Source organism: Streptomyces albidochromogenes (genome assembly GCF_005981925.1).
Lineage (GTDB): Bacteria > Actinomycetota > Actinomycetes > Streptomycetales > Streptomycetaceae > Streptomyces > Streptomyces albidochromogenes.
In genome coordinates this window covers 1-16422 of sequence record NZ_VBVX01000147.1, presented here as the reverse complement: position 1 = coordinate 16422, position 16422 = coordinate 1, and the positions used below count along the sequence as shown (strand labels likewise).

Below are 16422 nucleotides of genomic sequence, written 5' to 3'. Positions count from 1 at the left end.
GCACCGGTGTGCGGGGGCCCGGCGCCCCGGCCGCGCCGCTCGCCGCTCCCGCGCGAGGCCGGCCGGCGCGGCAGGACTAGGCGCCGGCGGACGCCTGCGGCGCGTCCGGGGCGGGCTGGAGTTCCAGCGTGGCCGTCAGCCGGGGGTCGGCGAGGGAGCGGGACGCCCGTACCTCGTACACGCCCGGCACGAAGGACCAGGCCCCGGCCTCCTCGTCCCAGATCTCGAACGCGCGGGCCGGCAGCGCGATCTCGGTCTCCGCGCACTCCCCCGGCCCCGCCTCGACGCTCGCGAACCCCGCGAGCCACCGTGCCGGCCGTTCCACCGTGTCCGCCTGCGGGGCCAGGTAGACCTGGACGACCTCGCGGCCGGCGCGTGCGCCGGTGTTGCGCACGCGGACCTTGGCCGCCGTCGGGGTCACCTCCAGGGACTCGTACTCCCAGGTGGTGTAGCCCAGTCCGTGACCGAACGGGTACGCCGGCGCGGTACCGGCCCTGTCCCACGCGCGGTACCCGACGAACAGGCCCTCGCGGTAGTGCAGTTCGCCGTCCGTGGGCACGACCTCCGTCACCGGCGCGTCGGCGAACGCCGCCGGCCAGGTGGTCGGCAGGCGCCCGCCCGGCTCCTCTGCGCCGAGGAGCACGTCGGCGAGCGCCGCGCCGCCCTCCTGGCCCGGGAACCAGCCGAGCAGCACGGCGGCGACGTCCTCGCGCCACGGCATCTCCACCGGCGAACCGGCGTTGACGACCACGACGGTGTTCGGGTTGGCGGCGGCCACCGCGCGCACCAGGTCGTCCTGGCGGCCCGGCAGGCGCAGGTGCGCACGGTCGAAGCCCTCCGACTCGACCCGCTCGGTCGTGGCGACCACGACGACCGCCGCGTCGGCGCCGCGCGCCGCTTCGACCGCCTCGGCGATCAGCTCGTCGGGGTCGCGCCGCGGCGCCCCGTGCAGGAACGAGAACATGACCGCGGGCAGCGGTACGTCGTCGCGCCGGTCCAGGGTGTGCACGAGCGAGACCTCCACCGGTTCGCCCGCCGTGAGGCGGACCCGGCCGCGCTCGGCGGGGGCGCCGAGGAACGCCTCGAAGGGGTCCGCGGCGTCGGACAGCGGCTGGACGCCGTCGTAGAGGACCTCACCGGCCACGGTGAGCGTGAACGCGCCGAGGCCGCGCGTGCCGAAGGCGTGCTCGCCGCTCTCGCGCGGGACGAAGGTGCCCCTGACCTCGACGCTGTGGAGCGCGTCGTGGGTGACGCCGTCGGGCAGGTCGCCGCCGATCCACTGCACCTGGCCGCCGGGGAGCGAGCGCGTGCCGATGACGTCGCCGGCGGCGTCACGGCAGACGGCGCCCAGGGTGAAGCCGGTACCGGCGGTCCCGAGTTCCTCGCTGGGGTCGGCGCCGACGGCGTACGTCAGCACGGCGTCCGGCAGCGCGGCGGCGAGGCCGTCGAGGGGGGCGACGACCCGCTCGGGGAAGACGGTGGCGGAGCCGCCGCCGAGGACGCGGGCGTCACGGGCGGCCGCGCCGAGGAGGGCGAGCTTGCGGAGCCTCGCGGGGGCGAGGGGCAGGACGGGCTGCCCGTCGCGCGCCTCGTTGCGTACGAGGACGAACGCGCGACGGGCCACCTCGCGGGCCAGCGCCCGGCCGTCGAGGGGCGCCGGCGGTTCGGTGACGACCGGCGGGGCGCCGTCCAGGGCGCCGACGCGGGCGGCGAGCCGCAGGACGTTGCGCACGGCGTCGTCGACCACGGATTCGTCGACCTCGCCCGCGCGGACGGCCCCGGCGAGCGCCTCGCCGTACACGGTGACAGGACCCGGCATGGCGACGTCGAGGCCGCCCGCGATGTCGCCGGCGGTGGAGCGGGCCGCCATCCAGTCGGAGACGATGAAGCCGTCGAAGCCCCATTCGCCGCGCAGCACCTCGTTCTGGAGATAGCGGTGTTCGGTCATGGTGACGCCGTTGACCCGGTTGTAGGCCGCCATGATGCCCCAGGGGTGGGCGTTCTTGACGATGGCCTCGAAGGGCGCCAGGTACAGCTCGCGCAGGGGGCGGGAGGTGATGACGTTGTCGACGGTGAAGCGGTCGGTCTCGGCGTCGTTGGCGACGAAGTGCTTGACGGTGGTGCCGACGCCGCCGTCCTGGACGCCGTTCACATAACCGGAGCCGATCTCGCCGGTGAGGTGGGGGTCCTCGGAGTAGCACTCGAAGTGCCGGCCGCCGAGCGGCGAGCGGTGCAGGTTCACGGTCGGCGCGAGGAGGACGTGCACGTCCTTGCGGCGGGCCTCCTGGGCCAGCAGGCGGCCGGCGCGGCGGGCGAGTTCCGGGTCCCAGGTGGCGGCGAGCGCGGTCGGTGACGGCAGCGCGACCGACGGGTCGTCGGCGCTCCAGCGGACGCCGCGCACGCCGACCGGGCCGTCGGACATGACCAGGGACCGCAGGCCGATCTCGGGCAGGGCGGGCAGCGACCACATGTCCTGGCCGCCGAGCAGCCGGGCCTTGGCGTCGAGGCCGATCTTGCCGAGAGCCGCTTCGACGGCCTCCTCACGCATCCGGTCGGGGGTGTCCTGGGTGCTGGGGTCGATCGCCACGTCCGTACCTCCTCGTTGCAGTCCTGGTCGGTCTCTCGTCCTCCCATCGTCACGGGTTTACCTGTAGAGCGGTAGGGTTCGTTATGCATTCGTGATTCTGGCGATGGCGTACCGTCCTGCCAGCACGTACGAGGGGAAGGAACCGGACGATGGCGAGGGCCAGGAGCGAGGAGCGGCGGGCGGAGATTCTCCGCGCGGCCCTCGAAGTGATCGCCGAGCGCGGCTACCGCGGGGCGTCGCTCGGCGCGGTGGCCGAGCGCGTCGGCCTGACCCAGCAGGGGCTGCTCCACTACTTCCCCACCAAGGAGGCGCTGCTCGTCGCGGTGCTGGAGGAACGCGACCAGTGGGACACCGGAGGCTCCGGGCGCAGCGCCGGCGCCTGGCGACTCGACCTGCTCGACTCGCTCGTGGAGTACAACGCGATGCGCCCCGGCATCGTGCAGACCTTCTCCGCGCTGCTCGGCGAGAGCGTCACCGAGGAGCACCCGGCGCGGCAGTTCTTCACCCACCGCTACGCCCAGGTGCGGGAGGGCATGGCGGCCGCCCTGCGCGCCGAGTACGGCGACGCGCTGCTCGGCGGGCTCACCCCGGAGCAGGCGGCGCCGCTGCTGGTGGCGGTCATGGACGGGCTGCAGTACCAGTGGCTGCTCGACCCGGGGTCGGTGGACATGCCCGCCGCCTTCCGCGACTTCCTCACCCTGCTGCGCCGCCCACCCGCCCCGTAGCGCGGGCCCGGGGCGTACGGCGATACTGCCGCCACCCGACGGAAGGATCACCGTGTCCCCGATACGCCCGGCACGTCCGACTCGCCCCCGCGCCGCCGCACTTGGCGTCGCGCTCCTCGCCCTGGCCCCCCTGCTCGGGGCGCTGCCCCCGGCGGCGGCCGCGTCGGCCCGGGCTGCGGCCCCCGCTCCGGCGACCGTCGAGGAGCAGCGGCTGGAGCGGGCGGTTCCGCAGGAGATCCTGCGGAGCAGCGGATTCGACGCCCTGGCGGCGGACTTCGGGCAGGCGCTGGGCGGGGCGCGGTCGTACGCCGCCGCCGAACGGGCCGTCGTACGGCACGGAGCGGGGCTGTGGCGGCGGGCCGTGGACCGCGCGCAGGGGCGCGGCCCGGAAGGGCGCGCAGCGCTTCCCCCGAAGGGTGACGACGGGCGGGCGGAGCTGAGCCGGGAGGACGACCGGCCGCTGTACTGGGCCCGGCTGGCCATGACGCGTGAACTGCGCCGGTGGCAGGCGCCGTTCGCGCTGCCGGACGCGGCGCGGTCGAAGCTGCTGGACCGGCTGGAGCGGTCCTCGCGCGGCCAGGACAGCATCCGCTTCCCGGCAGCGGGGGCGGGCGGCGGCAAGGGCGTCAAGCGGGTGCTCGTCACCGGTTTCGACCCGTTCACGCTGGACCGGGACGTCCGGATCAGCAACCCGTCGGGCGCGACGGCGCTCGCGCTGGACGGCACGGTCGTACGGACCGCCGACGGCCCCGCGCGGATCGAGACGGCCGTCTTCCCCGTGCTGTGGCGGGACTTCGCGGACGGCACGGTCGAGCGCGCCCTGCGCCCGCACCTGCCGCACCTCGACCTGTTCACCACCGTGAGCCAGGGCCGGGTGGGCCGGATCGACGTCGAGCGCCACAACGGAGCCTGGCGCGGCGGCTTCGGGGACAACGAGAACGTCTCGTCCACCGGGACGGTCCCGGTGGACGACCCGGCCTCGCAGCCGCAGTGGACCACCACGACCCTTCCGTACCGGGAGATCACGGCGGCGGACACCGGCCGCTTCCCGGTGTACGACAACACGTCGGTCACCGAGGTACCGGCGGGCGCGAGCGCCCCCGTCGTCCGGCCGGACGGCCCGACCCCGGGCTCGGCCGCCCGCGCCGGGGGCGGCGGCGACTACCTGTCCAACGAGATCGCGTACCGGGCGACCCTGCTGCGCGACCGCCTGGGGCTGCCGGCCCTGCCCGGCGGGCACGTGCACACGCCGGTGCTCCAGTTCGGCGCGGGCAACACGAGTGAGGTGAGCGACCCCGAGTTCGTACGCAACCGGCAGGACATCGTCGCGCAGATACGGGCGATCGTCACCGTGGCGGCCGGCCGGCGCTGACGAGCGGCGGCCGGGTGGCGGTGGGCCTCAGCGGGCGAACCCCAGCGTGACGCCGAGGCCCACCAGCACCGAGCCGATCGCGCGGTTGAGGGCCTTCTGGCGGCGCAGCATGGCCGCGCGCAGCCGGGAGTCGGAGAAGAACAGCGCGACGACGCCGAACCACCCGAAGTGCGCGGCCGACATGAACAGCCCGTAGCCCGCCTGGTGCCACGCCGGGGTCTCGGGGCCGACGACCTGGGTGAAGGTCGACACGACGAACAGCGTGGTCTTCGGGTTGAGGACGTTGGTGAGGAAGCCGGAGCGCAGTGCGCCGAGCGGACCGAGCGCCGGCTTCGCGTCCAGGTCGACGGTGAGGTCCGCGCGGGCGGTGAAGGTGCGTACCCCGATGTAGACGAGGTAGGCCGCGCCCGCCAGTTTGATCGCGGTGAAGAGCTCGGTCGAGGAGGCGATCAGCAGGCCCACGCCGAGCATCGTGTACGTCACGTGCACGAGGACGCCGGCGGCCACTCCGGCGGCGCCGAACAGACCGGTCGTGCGGCCGTGGAGGCAGCTGTTGCGGACGACCATCGCGAAGTCGGCGCCCGGGCTGATGACCGCGAGGAGGGTGATGACGGCTACGGCTGTCACTTCTGTCATGGGGTGATGCTCGCCGCCCCGGGCCCGGCGATCAAGTGCCTTTCACCCAGCGGGACATGCACCATGGTGCGCGTGATCGCCGCAGCGGCCCTGTTCATGTCCGAGCCCGGCTCCGTCAGGGCCACGCCCGCCGGACGCGCCGGGCCTCGTCATGGCCGACGTGACTACGCCGTGGCCGGGGGCGCCGCCACGTCACCGACGACGTCGTCCGCGTCGGCCGACGGCTCCTCCAGCAGGTCGCGCGCCATCAGCGTCGCACCGGCCACGGCGCCCGGCATGAGGAAGACGGCGACCAGCGGCACGAGGAAGGAGAGGGTGAGCGGGACTCCGAAGCCGAGCGTGAGGAGGCGGCGTCCGCGCAGCAGGGTGAGCCGCTGCTTCAGGTCGATGCCCCGGCGCTGGAGCGCCACCGACGTGAGCTCGTGGGCGAGGAAGAAGCCGGAGACGCAGAAGCCGAGCGCGGGAACGACGGTCTGGCCGAGCACCGGGATGAAACCGCAGGCGAAGAGCAGGATGCCGTACAGCAGCACCCGGGCCAGGACGCGCAGGCTGTCGCGGGCGGAGATCCACAGCTCCCGCAGCAGCGGAAGGTCCGACTCGGGGGCGCTCCCGTCGGGGGACACCGAGCGGTCGACGCGCTCGGACAGCTCCTCGTAGAAGGGCTGGCCCACGAGCAGCGTCACGGCGGTGAAGGTGATCACCGCGAGGAACAGCGCCAGCGCGAAGAGCAGGGCCGTCAGCGCGCCCCGGAAGAGGCCGAGCCAGGGCGAGCCCCAGTCGTCGGCGAAGGGCGTCGCCCAGGCCGTCAGGTCGTCGGCCCCGAGGCCGAGGCCGATGAGCGCGCCGACGTACAGCACGAAGGTCACCAGGCCGGGCAGCAGGCCGAAGCCGTACGACCTGCCGTGCCGGCCGACCCAGCGCTGGCCCTTCATCAAGTAACCGAAACCCACCCCGAGATCACGCATGCGCCCAGCCTATCGACTGGCCGAGGCGGAGCGCGTACCGCGTACCCGGGCTGCCGTCGAGGTCGACGTCACCGACCGGGACGAAGCCGGTGCGGGCCAGGACGGCGCGGGAGGCGCGGTTGTCGAGCGTGGTGGCGGCGGTGAGGGCCGTGAGGCCGTAGTCGGCCGCGGCGCGTGCGCACACCTCCCGTACCGCCGCCACGGCCAGGCCCCGGCCGGTGGCGCGTTCGGCGATGCGGTAGCCGAGGTCGGCGCTCCCGTCCTCGACGTCGACCAGGTTGACCCGTCCCAGGACCGCGCCGTCGTCGTCCAGCAGCAGGTGGAAGTGGCACACGCCGGCGTCCTGCTCCGCGAGCAGGGCGGCGTGCCGGGACGCGAAGGAGGCGAAGTAGTCGTCACCCCGGTCGGGCACGGACCGGGCGAAGTACGCGCGGTTCTCGCGCTCGAAGGCGAGCACGGCCGGGGCGTGGTCGGCGCGCAGGCGCGTCAGTTTCGGGGGAAGGGGTCGCAGCGGCACAGGTGGACCGTACACGGCGTCGCGGTTCGCGGCCTGCGCATTCGGCCGGGCATCAACCGGCCGCCGCCACGGCGCCGGGGCGGGAGCGGGGAACGGCCCAATGCCCTCTTGCCGGTGCGGGATTCACCGGGTAGACCCCTGCGTGACGATCATCCCTGATCGCTTCCGACGCACCCGGAGACACGCATGGGCACCGGCATACCGAGACCGCTCCTCCTCACCACCGCCGCCGTGGCGAGCGCACTCCTGCTCGCCCCCGTCGACGCCCTCGCCCGGCCGGGCCCCCCGGGCGGCGGCGACGGCGTCCACCGGGAGCGGGCCGGCGGCCAGGGGCAGGCGGCGCGCGCCCCGGCGAAGACCGCCGCCCGGGCTCTCGACGCCGGCGCGCCCTCGGGGCTGCGGCGCGGCGGCGGTTACCCGCGCCGCACGCACCTCACGCCGCCCGCCGCGAACCCGGCCGACAAGTCCCTCAGGCTGGGGCTCACGCCGTACCACTCCATCGCTCCCAGGCTCAACGCGCTCCAGAAGCTCGGCGGCGACCGGGTGAGCGTCGAGGTGGCGGGGAAGTCCGCGGGCGGGCACCAGTTGTACCTGGTGACGGTCACCGCGCCGGAGAGCGAGCGCCAGGCCCGCGAGCAGGAGCGGATGCGCGAGCTGATCGAGAACGCGCCGGCGGCCGCCGCCAAGGACCGGCGCGTCAAGACCGCCTACAAGGCGCCCGTGTTCATCAACAACAACATCCACGGCAACGAGTGGGAGGGCACGGACGCCGCCCTGAAGCTCATCGAGGACCTGGCGAGGGCGAAGGACCGCGAGACCGCCGACCTGCTGGCCAGGACCCGTGTCTACGTCAATGTCACGGCCAATCCCGACGGGCGGATCGCCGGCACCCGCGCCAACGCCAACGGCTTCGACCTCAACCGCGACTTCATCACCGCCACCCAGCCCGAGGCGCGCGCGATCCGGCGCATCGCCATCGACAAGCAGCCGGCCGTCATGATCGACCTGCACGGGTACGTCAACGGCACGCTCATCGAGCCGACGACCCCGCCGCACGGCGAGAACTACGAGTACGACCTCTTCCTCAAGAACTCCTACGCCAACGCGCTCGGCATGGAGGCCGCCGTCAACGGCCTCGGCTACACGGCCGCGAAGGACGGCGTCGAGCCGGCCGTCATCCCCTTCCGGGACCAGGAGGAGGGCTGGGACGACTGGCCGCCGATCTTCACGCCGCAGTACATGCCGTTCCAGGGCGCGGTCGCGGCGCACACCATCGAGTTCCCGATGCAGGTCAACAACCGGGCGTACGACACCCTGCCGGTGGCCGAGCTGCGCCGCAGGGCCGCCATCAACACGGACATAGCGGGCGCGGCGATGCGCGCGACCCTCGACTACACGGCAGAGAAGCGGTCGTCGGTCGTCGCCGACCAGATCGAGACGTTCCGGCGCGGAGCGGCGGGCGCCGCGCAGGTCCCGGTGTCGGCGAAGACCGTCCCGGGGGTGCCCGGCATCGGCCCCGAGGACGTCTACACGACGGACTTCCCCCGGGCGTACGTCGTCCCGGCGGGCCGGGGCCAGCGCTCCGCGACGGCGGCGGCCCGGCTGGTCGGCCACCTCGTCGCCAACGACGTGCGCGTCGAGCGGGCGCGCCGGGACTTCCGGCTCGGCGGGCGGTCGTACGAGGCGGGGTCGTACGTCGTCGACATGCGCCAGCCCAAGCGCGGCCTGGCGAACGTGATGCTGGCCGAGGGCCGGGACATCAGCGCGGACGTCTCGACGATGTACGACATCTCCGGCTGGAGCCTCGGGCTGCTGTGGGGCGCGAGCGTGGAGAAGGTGCGCACGGCCGGGCCCGGCGGGCTCGACGTGCCCGGCCGTGCGGTCCGTGCCGCGTCGCCCACCGGGTACGTCGCCGGGCACGGCGCCCTGCGGCTGCGGCTCGACGACCCCGGGGAGCTGGCGGCGCTCAACTCCCTGCTGCGGGACGGCGTCCAGGTGCGGCGTACGGCCGACGGCAGCGCGCTGGTGCCCGCCTCGGCCCGCTCGAAGGCCGCCGCGCTCGCCGCGCGGTACGGCGTCGCGTTCCACGCCACCCGGGCCAAGGGCGTCGCCGCGCTGCACCGCACGCGGGTGGCGGCGGCGGTCGCGCCGGGCGAGCTCTTCGCGCTGCGGGAGATGGGCTTCGACGTGACCCCCGTCTCGACGGACGTGCTCGACGCGGGCTTCGACTGGTCGCGGACGGACGTGCTGTTCGTGTCGGGCGGGCTGGAGTACGGGAAGCTCGGCGCGGCGGCGCGCGGCGCGCTCGACGCGTTCCTCGCCGGGGGCGGCGGCCTGGTCGGCCGCGGCGCGGCGGGGGCCGCGCTCAACGCGGACGCGGGGCTGCTGGCGGTGAAGCCGGTCGAGGGCAACGGGGACGCCAACGGCGTCGTCCGGGTCGTGAACGTGGGCGGCCCGGTGACGGGCGGCGCCCCGCATCACACCTTCGTCTACTCGCCGCTGTGGTTCACCGACCTCGGCCCGGGCGTGCGCGTGGAGCAGAGGTACGGCGCCGGGAACCCGCTCGTGTCCGGCCACTGGCGGCCGGCGCCCGACGGCGGCGGCGGACCCCGGGACGCGGCGGGCCGGGCGGCCGTCGTCAGCGGTGCGTCGGCCGGGGGCGCGAAGGTCGTGCTGTTCGGCACGGAGCCGCTGTTCCGCGCGCACCCTAAGGGCGCCTACGCGCAGGTCGGGCGGGCGCTGCTGAACTCGGCGGGCTGACCGCGCGACGGCGAAGGGCCGCACCCCGTGCCGGGGTGCGGCCCTTCGCGTCGTACGGGGCGGACGTCAGACGACGGCCAGGTCGACCTTGATGTTGCCGCGGGTCGCGTTCGAGTACGGGCACACCTGGTGCGCCTTCTCCAGCAGATCCAGCGCGGTGGCCTCGTCCACGTTCGGGATGTGGGCGGAGAGCGCGACCTCCAGGCCGAAGCCGCCGTTGCCGTTCGAGCCGATGCCGACCTTCGCGGTCACGGTCGAGCCGGAGATGTCCACGTTCTCCTTGCGGGCGACGACACCCAGCGCCCCCTGGAAGCAGGCGCTGTAACCGGCGGCGAACAGCTGTTCCGGGTTGGTGCCGGCGCCGCTGCCGCCCATCTCCTTCGGCGGGTTGACGACGACGTCCAGCTTGCCGTCGTCCGTCGCGACGCGGCCGTCACGGCCGTTCTCGGCGGTGGCGACAGCGGTGTACTTCACGTCTATGTCGAGAATGGTCATGCTGAAGCATTCCTCCTGCTGTGTACGCCGCGACTCGCGCCCACGACCGCGGCGGCTGGGGGTGAGCCTATCGGGTGAGCGAAACGATCATCTTCCCGGTGTTCTCACCGCGCAGGAGGCCGACAAACGCGTCGTAGCCGTTCTCGATGCCTTCGACGACCGTCTCGCTGTACTTCAGCTCGCCGGAGCGGATCCAGGCCGAGACCTCCTCGACGAACTGCGGCTGGAGCGCCGCGTGGTCGCTGACCAGCAGTCCCTGGAGCCGCAGCCGCTTGCCGATGATCAGCGCCATGTTGCGCGGGCCCGGCGTGGACTCCGTGTTGTTGTACTGCGCGATCATGCCGCAGATGGCCGCCCGGCCGTGCAGGTTCAGCGAGCCGATGGCCGCTTCGAGGTGGTCGCCGCCGACGTTGTCGAAGTAGACGTCGACGCCGTCGGGCGCGGCCGCGCGCAGCTGCTCCGCGACGGGGCCGTTCTTGTAGTTGAACGCGGCGTCGAAGCCCAGGTCCTCGATCAGGTGCTTGACCTTCTCGTCGGAGCCCGCCGAGCCGATGACGCGCGAGGCGCCCCGCAGCTTCGCCAGCTGGCCGACCTGGCTGCCGACGGCGCCGGCCGCGCCGGAGACGAAGACGGAGTCGCCCTCCTTGAAGGAGGCGACCTCGAAGAGGCCCGCGTAGGCGGTGAGGCCCGGCATGCCCAGGACGCCGAGATAGGCGGAGAGGGGGGCGAGCGAGGCGTCGACCTTGGTCGCGTGCTGCGCGGGGACCTCGGCGTACTCCCGCCAGCCGAGCCCGTGCAGGACGTGGTCGCCGACGGCGAAGCGCTCGTCGGCGGAGGCGATGACCTCGCCGACCGCGCCGCCGTCCATCGGCTGGTCCAGCTTGAACGGCGGGACGTACGACTTCACGTCGTTCATCCGCCCGCGCATGTAGGGGTCGACCGAGAAGTGGAGGTTGCGGACCAGGACGCGGCCCTCGCCGGGCTCCGTCACCGGGGCTTCACGCAGCGCGAAGTCCTCGGGCTTGGGCCAGCCGTGCGGGCGGGCGACGAGGTGCCAGGAGCGGCCGGTCGTGGGCAGTGCGGTCATGCGGTGCGACCTCCTTGGAAAAGCTGAGAAGCTGTGAAGCCGTAAAGCTTCACGTAGTGAAACAACCATGCGCCTGGATATTTCAGCTTGTCAAGTAAATGGGTACGATGGCCACCATGGCCCCTCGCACAGATCCCCTGACCCTCGAAGTCGTCGAGCTCATCGGCGAGGTCGTCTCCCGCTACTACGCGGAGTACGACGAGGCGGCGGCGCAGCACGCGCTCACCGGCGCCCAGGCGCGCGTACTGGGTCTGCTCTCCGTCGAGGCGACGCCCATGCGGCGCATCGCCAGGACATTGAAGTGCGAGCCGTCGAACATCACCGGGATCGTCGACCGGCTGGAGGCGCGCGGCCTCGTCGAGCGGCGGCCCGATCCGGCGGACCGGCGGGTCAAGCTCGCCGCCGCCACCGAGGAGGGGCGGCGCACCGCGGCGAAGCTGCGCGCGTCCCTGGACTTCGCGCGGGAGCCGCTCGGTGAGCTGACCGATGACGAGCGCACCGCGCTGCGCGACCTGCTGAAGCGGATGCTCGGGAACTGACCGCCCCCGGGGCCCCGCCCCTCAGGAGCACCACCACAGGAACCGGTCGCACGTCCTGGTCGGCGTGGGTTCCGGAGTCGGCTGCGGAGCCGGCCCGGGGTCCTGCGACGCCGCGGGCGGCGGGGGCGCGGGCTGCTCCTCGGGCGGCGCGGGCGCGGACGACGGCTGGCCGCCGGGCTCCTGGGGCGCGCCTCCGGGCGACGACTGCGGGTCCGAGGCGGTGGCGTCCGCGCTGCCCGTGGCACTCGCCGAGGCGGACTTCGAGGGCTTGGCGGACGGCGATCCGCTGTCCGACGCCGAGGCCGACGCGGAAGCGGACGCGGTGCTCCCGGACGCCGACGGGTCGGCCTGCGCGCCCACGCCCGCGCCGGCGCCCGCGGTGCCCGCCTGACCGGTCGCGGCCGTCTCGCCCGGTACGCCCTCGCTCTCCGTGGCGCCCTCCTCGTCCTCGCCGTGCACGGCGCGGGAGATCCAGCCCTCGCCCCCGGACTCGGTGGCGAGCTCGGCCAGGCTCAGCGCACCGCCGGCCAGGACCAGCCCCATCCCCACGATGACCAGCTTGCGACCCCGGCGCCGGTGCGCCCTGCGGCCACCGCGCGAGCGCTGCGTACGCCGGGCGGCGCGGCCGGGACCGGCGGGGCCGGAGGCTGCTTCTTTCTCGGCTTCCCCCGCTTCGTCAGCTGCTTCCCCGGCTTCCGAGGACGCGTCGTCGTACGAACCGGTGTCCTCGTACGGCTCGGCGCGCTCGTACGGCCCGGTGACCTCGTACGGCCCGGTGTCGCCGTACGGCCCGGCGGGCGCCGTGTGGCCGCCGGGGCCTTCCTGCGCCTGGTGGACGTCGTAGCCGTGCGGGCCGGGGGCGGCGGGCGGGGCGTGGCCCGCGGGCGCGGCGTGGCCGAGGTCACCGGCGGGGGCTCCGCATCCGGCGCAGGCCAGAGCGCCGTTGAGGTGCCTGCGGCAGGAGTAGCAGTAGTCCATGGCGCCCGCAGGTTATGCGTCACAGGGTCAACATCGGGAGCCGATGGTGTGAGGATCCTGTGTGGAAGCCCCTGTTCCGCCGCGTGTCGCAGGGGCCGGGCAGGATGGACGCATGCATACGGGCACGCATCGCTTCGGGCCGCTCGACTTCCAGCTGGTGCTGCTGCGCCGGATGGCCGACCACCAGCCGGACCTGGTGGAGGACGCCCGCCGCGAGCTCGGCGTCACGCTCGCGGACATGCGGGAGGCCAACCGCCGCTGGCAGGCGATGGTCCGCTCGCCCCGTGCGCGCGGCTCGGCGGCGCGCTACCGCTCGGTGCTCGGGCCGCCCGAGACGTCCGTACGCCGCCGGATCGGCGACCTGGAGTGCGACGCCCAGGCGTGGCCGGTGCCGCTCTGGCCCGGCCTGCGCTTCGAGGTGCTGACCGCGCCGGGCGGCGCCGTGTGGAACGAATGGCTGGTCCGCGCCCCCGGCGCGCCCGGCCCCGAGCTGCGCACCGCGGGCGATCTGCGCCCCTGGTCGTGCACCGTCGACGAGGTGGCCCGCGCCTTCCCGCCGGCTCGCCCGATGGAGGGAACGGCGCCCACCCGGTGGCGGCTGGGACTGACGCTGCCCGGCGGCAGACCCTGCGTCGCGGAGTTCACCTGGGGGCTGCTGCAGCGCGTGGGCTTCCCCGGCGACGTATGACATCGCCCGCCCGCCGGTCACCGGCCGCCGCCGCTCCCCCGGGCGCCCGGGTCCGGCTCCTGGCAGGGCGTCAGCTCGTACGCCCGACCGGCTCACCCAGCGCGCGCACGGCCACCGGCCCCCGCACGATGCGAAGCAGGACCGGCATCCGCCGTTCCGTCAGCGCTCTCGGGAGAACCTGCCGTGACCGTCAGTCTTGAGCAGTTGCGCCGTTGCCATATCGCCGTCGATCTCGGGGCCGCCAGGACCCGGGTTTTCGTGAAGGGTGTCGGGCTCGTCGTCGACGAGCCGAGTGTGGCCGCCGTGAACACCCGCACCGGCGCGCTCATCGCCGTCGGTGCCTTCGCCGAACAGATGACGGGCCGCACGCCCGACTACATCCGCGTCGTACGCCCCGTCTCCGGCGGCACCGTCGTCGACATCGAGATGGCCCAGCGCATGCTGCGCCACCTCCTCGGGGAGAAGCTCCGGCGCCAGCTGCGCCGCAAGCCCCGGCTGCGGGCCGCCGCGTGCACCCCGCACGACAGCGACCCGCTCGCCCGGCGTGCGGCCGTCGAGACGCTCATCGGACTCGGCGCGCGCCGCGTCGAGCTCGTCGACACCCTCATCGCCGCGGCCGTCGGCTGCGGTCTGCCCGTCGAACAGCCCTCGGCCACCATGATCATGGTGTGCGGTGCGGCGGCCACCCAGGTCGCGGTGCTGTCGCTCGGCTCGATCGTCACCGCCGAGCGGATCCCGATCGGCGGCAACGCGATCGACCACGCGGTGATCCAGCACCTGCGCCAGGAGCACGAACTGATGCTGCCGAGCCAGTCCGTACGTCCCCTCCAGCTGGCGCTCAGGGGCAACGGACTGACGGCGGAGGGCCCCGCGTCCACCGAGATCCACGGCCGGGACGTGGCCACCGGCCTCGCCCGCTCCGTGCACGTCGACACCGCCGCCGTGCGCCAGGCCATCCACACCCCGCTCACCGCCGTGCTCGACGGCATCGGGAAGGTGCTGCGCGACTGCCCGCCCGACCTGGTCGCCGACCTGGCCGACCGCGGCATCATGATGGTCGGCGGCAGTGCGCTGCTTCCGGGCCTCGACCAGATGCTGCGCGACGCCACGGGCATGCCGGTGCACATCGCGGAGCGGCCCGACGTCTGCTCGGTGCTCGGGCTCGGCGCGATGCTGGAGGGCAAGGTCCAGCCGATGAGCCTCGAACCGGTCAGCGGTTCGGGCTGACCGGCGCGGCGCGCGTACGGGCGGCGGCGTGAACCGGGAGGGCGGCGCGGACGCGGCGCCCCGGCTGCCGGCGCTGCTGGAGGCGCTCCTGAACGTCGGCTCCGACCTCGATCTGCGCGCCACCCTCCAGCACATCGTGGACACCGCCACCGAACTGGCCGGGGCGCGGTACGGCGCGCTCGGTGTGATCGACCCCGAGCGCGGCGGCGTCAGCGAGCTGTTCACCTCGGGCGTCGACGAGGCGGCGCGCGCACGCGTCGGCCGGCTGCCCGACGGCAGCACCGGCCTGATCGGCCACCTGGTCAGGGAGCCCCGGCCGCTGCTCGTCCCCGACATGACGTCCGACATACGGGCGGCCGGACTGCCGCCCGGCCACCCCGTGATGAAGTCCTTCGTCGGCGTCCCGGTCCGGGTGCGCACCGAGGTCTTCGGCAACCTGTACCTGACCGAGAAGCGGGGGACCTCCGGGGCGTCCGGATTCACCACGGACGACCTGGCGCTGCTGCGGGTGCTCGCGTCGCAGGCGGGCATCGCGATCGGCAACGCGCGGCTGTACGAGACGGTCCGCCGCCGGGAGCGCTGGATCGAGGGCGCCGCCGCCTGCACGACGGCGCTGCTGGCCGGCGAGAGCGCCGAGGACGCGCTGACGACCGTCGCCGAGCAGGCCCGGATCCTCGCCGACGCCTCGGCGGGCGTGGTTCTCCAGCCCACGCCGGAGGGCGGCATGGAGATCGTCGCCGCTTCCACCCACGGCGACCCCGCCGACCTGATCGGCACCGTCATCGAGCCCGGCAGTCCGGTACTGGAGCAACTGCTCGGCGGGGAGCCGGTGTTCGTCGAGGACTCGGCGAGCGACGAGCGGATGACGACGCGGGTACGGGCCCGGTTCGGGCCGAGCATGATGCTGCCGCTGCGGAGCGGAGGCAAGCTGATCGGCACGCTCGCCCTGCCGAGGAGGCGCGGCGGCCCCGCGTACTCGGCGGCCGAACGGCTGCTCGCCTCGCAGTTCGCCTCACAGGCGGCGCTGGCGCTCGTCATGGCGGACAGCAGGCACGACCGGAAGCGGCTCGCGGTCTTCGAGGACCGTGACCGGATCGCGCGTGACCTGCACGACCTGGTCGTACAGCGGCTGTTCGCCACCGAGATGATGCTGGAGTCCACCCGCCGACGGGCGTCCGACGCGGCGGACCTGGACCAGCTGCTCGGCGCGGCGGTGGACGAGCTGGACTCCACCATCCAGGAGGTACGGACCACGATCTTCGCGTTGCAGCAGCCTCCGGCGGACGCGCCCGCCACCTTCCGGGGCCGCGTCCTGCGCGAGACGGCCGGTGCGGCCGCGCTGCTCGGGTTCCAGCCGTCCGTGCGCTTCACGGGGGCGGTGGACGCGCTGGTTCCGGAACGAGCGGCCCAGCGGCTCCTGGCCGAGCTGCGCGCCGCGCTGGCGGCGGCGCACCGACGGGCGGGGGTCACGCGGGTGCGGGTGGAGATCGACGCGAAGGCGAAGGCGACGGACGGGCGGGAGGCCGTACGCCTCACGGTGACGGACGACGCACCGGCGGAGCCGGGCCGCCCCGGCACGACGTTCACCTGGGAGACGCCCCTGTGAGCCACCGGCACCAGCCGCCCGGAGCCCGCTCCACCACGCCCCTGCCCCCACCGGGTCAGGGGCGGCTCCATGCCCTCGGACGCCCCGGCTGCCCGGTCCCTCCCGTACGACGCACCCAGGGGCGCCGTGGTGCCCGGCGGACCTGGCCCGGCCCCGCGTCCAGGAGAGGCGCCGCCGCCGCCTCGCCGGCGTGCCCCCCTCGCCCGCGTGCCACCGGTGCCACCATCCGGGTCCCCACGC

At 74.4% G+C, this 16422-nt stretch carries 14 protein-coding genes; 7 read left to right on the top strand and 7 right to left on the bottom strand.

The features are described 5' to 3' along the window. Window positions 1-76 precede the first annotated feature (76 nt). Window positions 77-2548, bottom strand: a complete 2472-nt coding sequence (locus E2E34_RS19585; RefSeq protein WP_138903214.1) for a beta-glucosidase family protein — start codon at window positions 2546-2548, stop codon at window positions 77-79. A 188-nt stretch (window positions 2549-2736) separates the two neighbouring features. Between E2E34_RS19585 and E2E34_RS19580 the strand changes: the two genes are divergently transcribed. Then, window positions 2737-3312 (top strand): TetR/AcrR family transcriptional regulator, encoded by a 576-nt coding sequence (locus E2E34_RS19580; RefSeq protein ID WP_138903212.1) that lies wholly within the window; start codon window positions 2737-2739, stop codon window positions 3310-3312. 52 nt (window positions 3313-3364) lie between these two features. Then, window positions 3365-4684, top strand: coding sequence for a pyroglutamyl-peptidase I (locus E2E34_RS19575; RefSeq protein ID WP_138903211.1), 1320 nt, complete (start codon window positions 3365-3367; stop codon window positions 4682-4684). Window positions 4685-4711: 27 nt separating this feature from the next. Here the strand turns inward: E2E34_RS19575 and E2E34_RS19570 are convergent, their stop codons facing one another. The 3 genes from E2E34_RS19570 to E2E34_RS19560 form a co-directional block, all read right to left on the bottom strand. Further along, window positions 4712-5320, bottom strand: a complete 609-nt coding sequence (locus E2E34_RS19570; protein WP_138903210.1) for a LysE family transporter — start codon at window positions 5318-5320, stop codon at window positions 4712-4714. A 164-nt stretch (window positions 5321-5484) separates the two neighbouring features. Next, window positions 5485-6285, bottom strand: a complete 801-nt coding sequence (locus E2E34_RS19565) for an EI24 domain-containing protein (RefSeq protein WP_138903209.1) — start codon at window positions 6283-6285, stop codon at window positions 5485-5487. Continuing rightward, the gene (locus tag E2E34_RS19560; RefSeq protein WP_244315893.1) at window positions 6278-6802 is read right to left on the bottom strand and encodes a GNAT family N-acetyltransferase; all 525 of its coding nucleotides are present in this window, start codon (window positions 6800-6802) and stop codon (window positions 6278-6280) included. The genes E2E34_RS19565 and E2E34_RS19560 overlap by 8 nt, the downstream gene beginning before the upstream one ends. Window positions 6803-6988: 186 nt before the next feature. On the opposite strand from E2E34_RS19560, the gene E2E34_RS19555 reads away from it, so the two are divergent. Beyond that, complete coding sequence (locus E2E34_RS19555; RefSeq protein WP_138903208.1) at window positions 6989-9562, top strand: M14 family zinc carboxypeptidase; 2574 nt, start codon at window positions 6989-6991, stop codon at window positions 9560-9562. Window positions 9563-9628: 66 nt separating this feature from the next. On the opposite strand, the gene E2E34_RS19550 is transcribed toward E2E34_RS19555, so the two are convergent. Further along, on the bottom strand, window positions 9629-10057 hold the full coding sequence (locus E2E34_RS19550; protein WP_138903207.1) for an organic hydroperoxide resistance protein: 429 nt from the start codon (window positions 10055-10057) through the stop codon (window positions 9629-9631). A gap of 67 nt (window positions 10058-10124) precedes the next feature. Continuing rightward, a complete protein-coding gene (locus E2E34_RS19545) occupies window positions 10125-11144 on the bottom strand; it encodes an NADP-dependent oxidoreductase (RefSeq protein WP_138903206.1) in 1020 nt (339 codons plus the stop codon). A 116-nt stretch (window positions 11145-11260) separates the two neighbouring features. Between E2E34_RS19545 and E2E34_RS19540 the strand changes: the two genes are divergently transcribed. After that, window positions 11261-11683 (top strand): MarR family winged helix-turn-helix transcriptional regulator, encoded by a 423-nt coding sequence (locus E2E34_RS19540; protein WP_208765278.1) that lies wholly within the window; start codon window positions 11261-11263, stop codon window positions 11681-11683. A 21-nt stretch (window positions 11684-11704) separates the two neighbouring features. Here E2E34_RS19540 and E2E34_RS35510 read toward each other — a convergent pair whose 3' ends face one another. Next, window positions 11705-12661: an SCO2400 family protein gene (locus E2E34_RS35510; RefSeq protein ID WP_167518323.1), complete on the bottom strand. Its 957-nt coding sequence runs from the start codon at window positions 12659-12661 to the stop codon at window positions 11705-11707. 112 nt (window positions 12662-12773) lie between these two features. Between E2E34_RS35510 and E2E34_RS19530 the strand changes: the two genes are divergently transcribed. From E2E34_RS19530 to E2E34_RS19520, 3 genes are all read left to right on the top strand, one after another. Beyond that, complete coding sequence (locus tag E2E34_RS19530; protein WP_138903204.1) at window positions 12774-13349, top strand: hypothetical protein; 576 nt, start codon at window positions 12774-12776, stop codon at window positions 13347-13349. Window positions 13350-13532: 183 nt separating this feature from the next. Further along, window positions 13533-14576: a rod shape-determining protein gene (locus E2E34_RS19525; RefSeq protein ID WP_138903203.1), complete on the top strand. Its 1044-nt coding sequence runs from the start codon at window positions 13533-13535 to the stop codon at window positions 14574-14576. Window positions 14577-14604: 28 nt separating this feature from the next. Continuing rightward, window positions 14605-16182, top strand: coding sequence for a sensor histidine kinase (locus E2E34_RS19520; protein WP_138903202.1), 1578 nt, complete (start codon window positions 14605-14607; stop codon window positions 16180-16182). The last annotated feature ends 240 nt before the right edge of the window (window positions 16183-16422 follow it).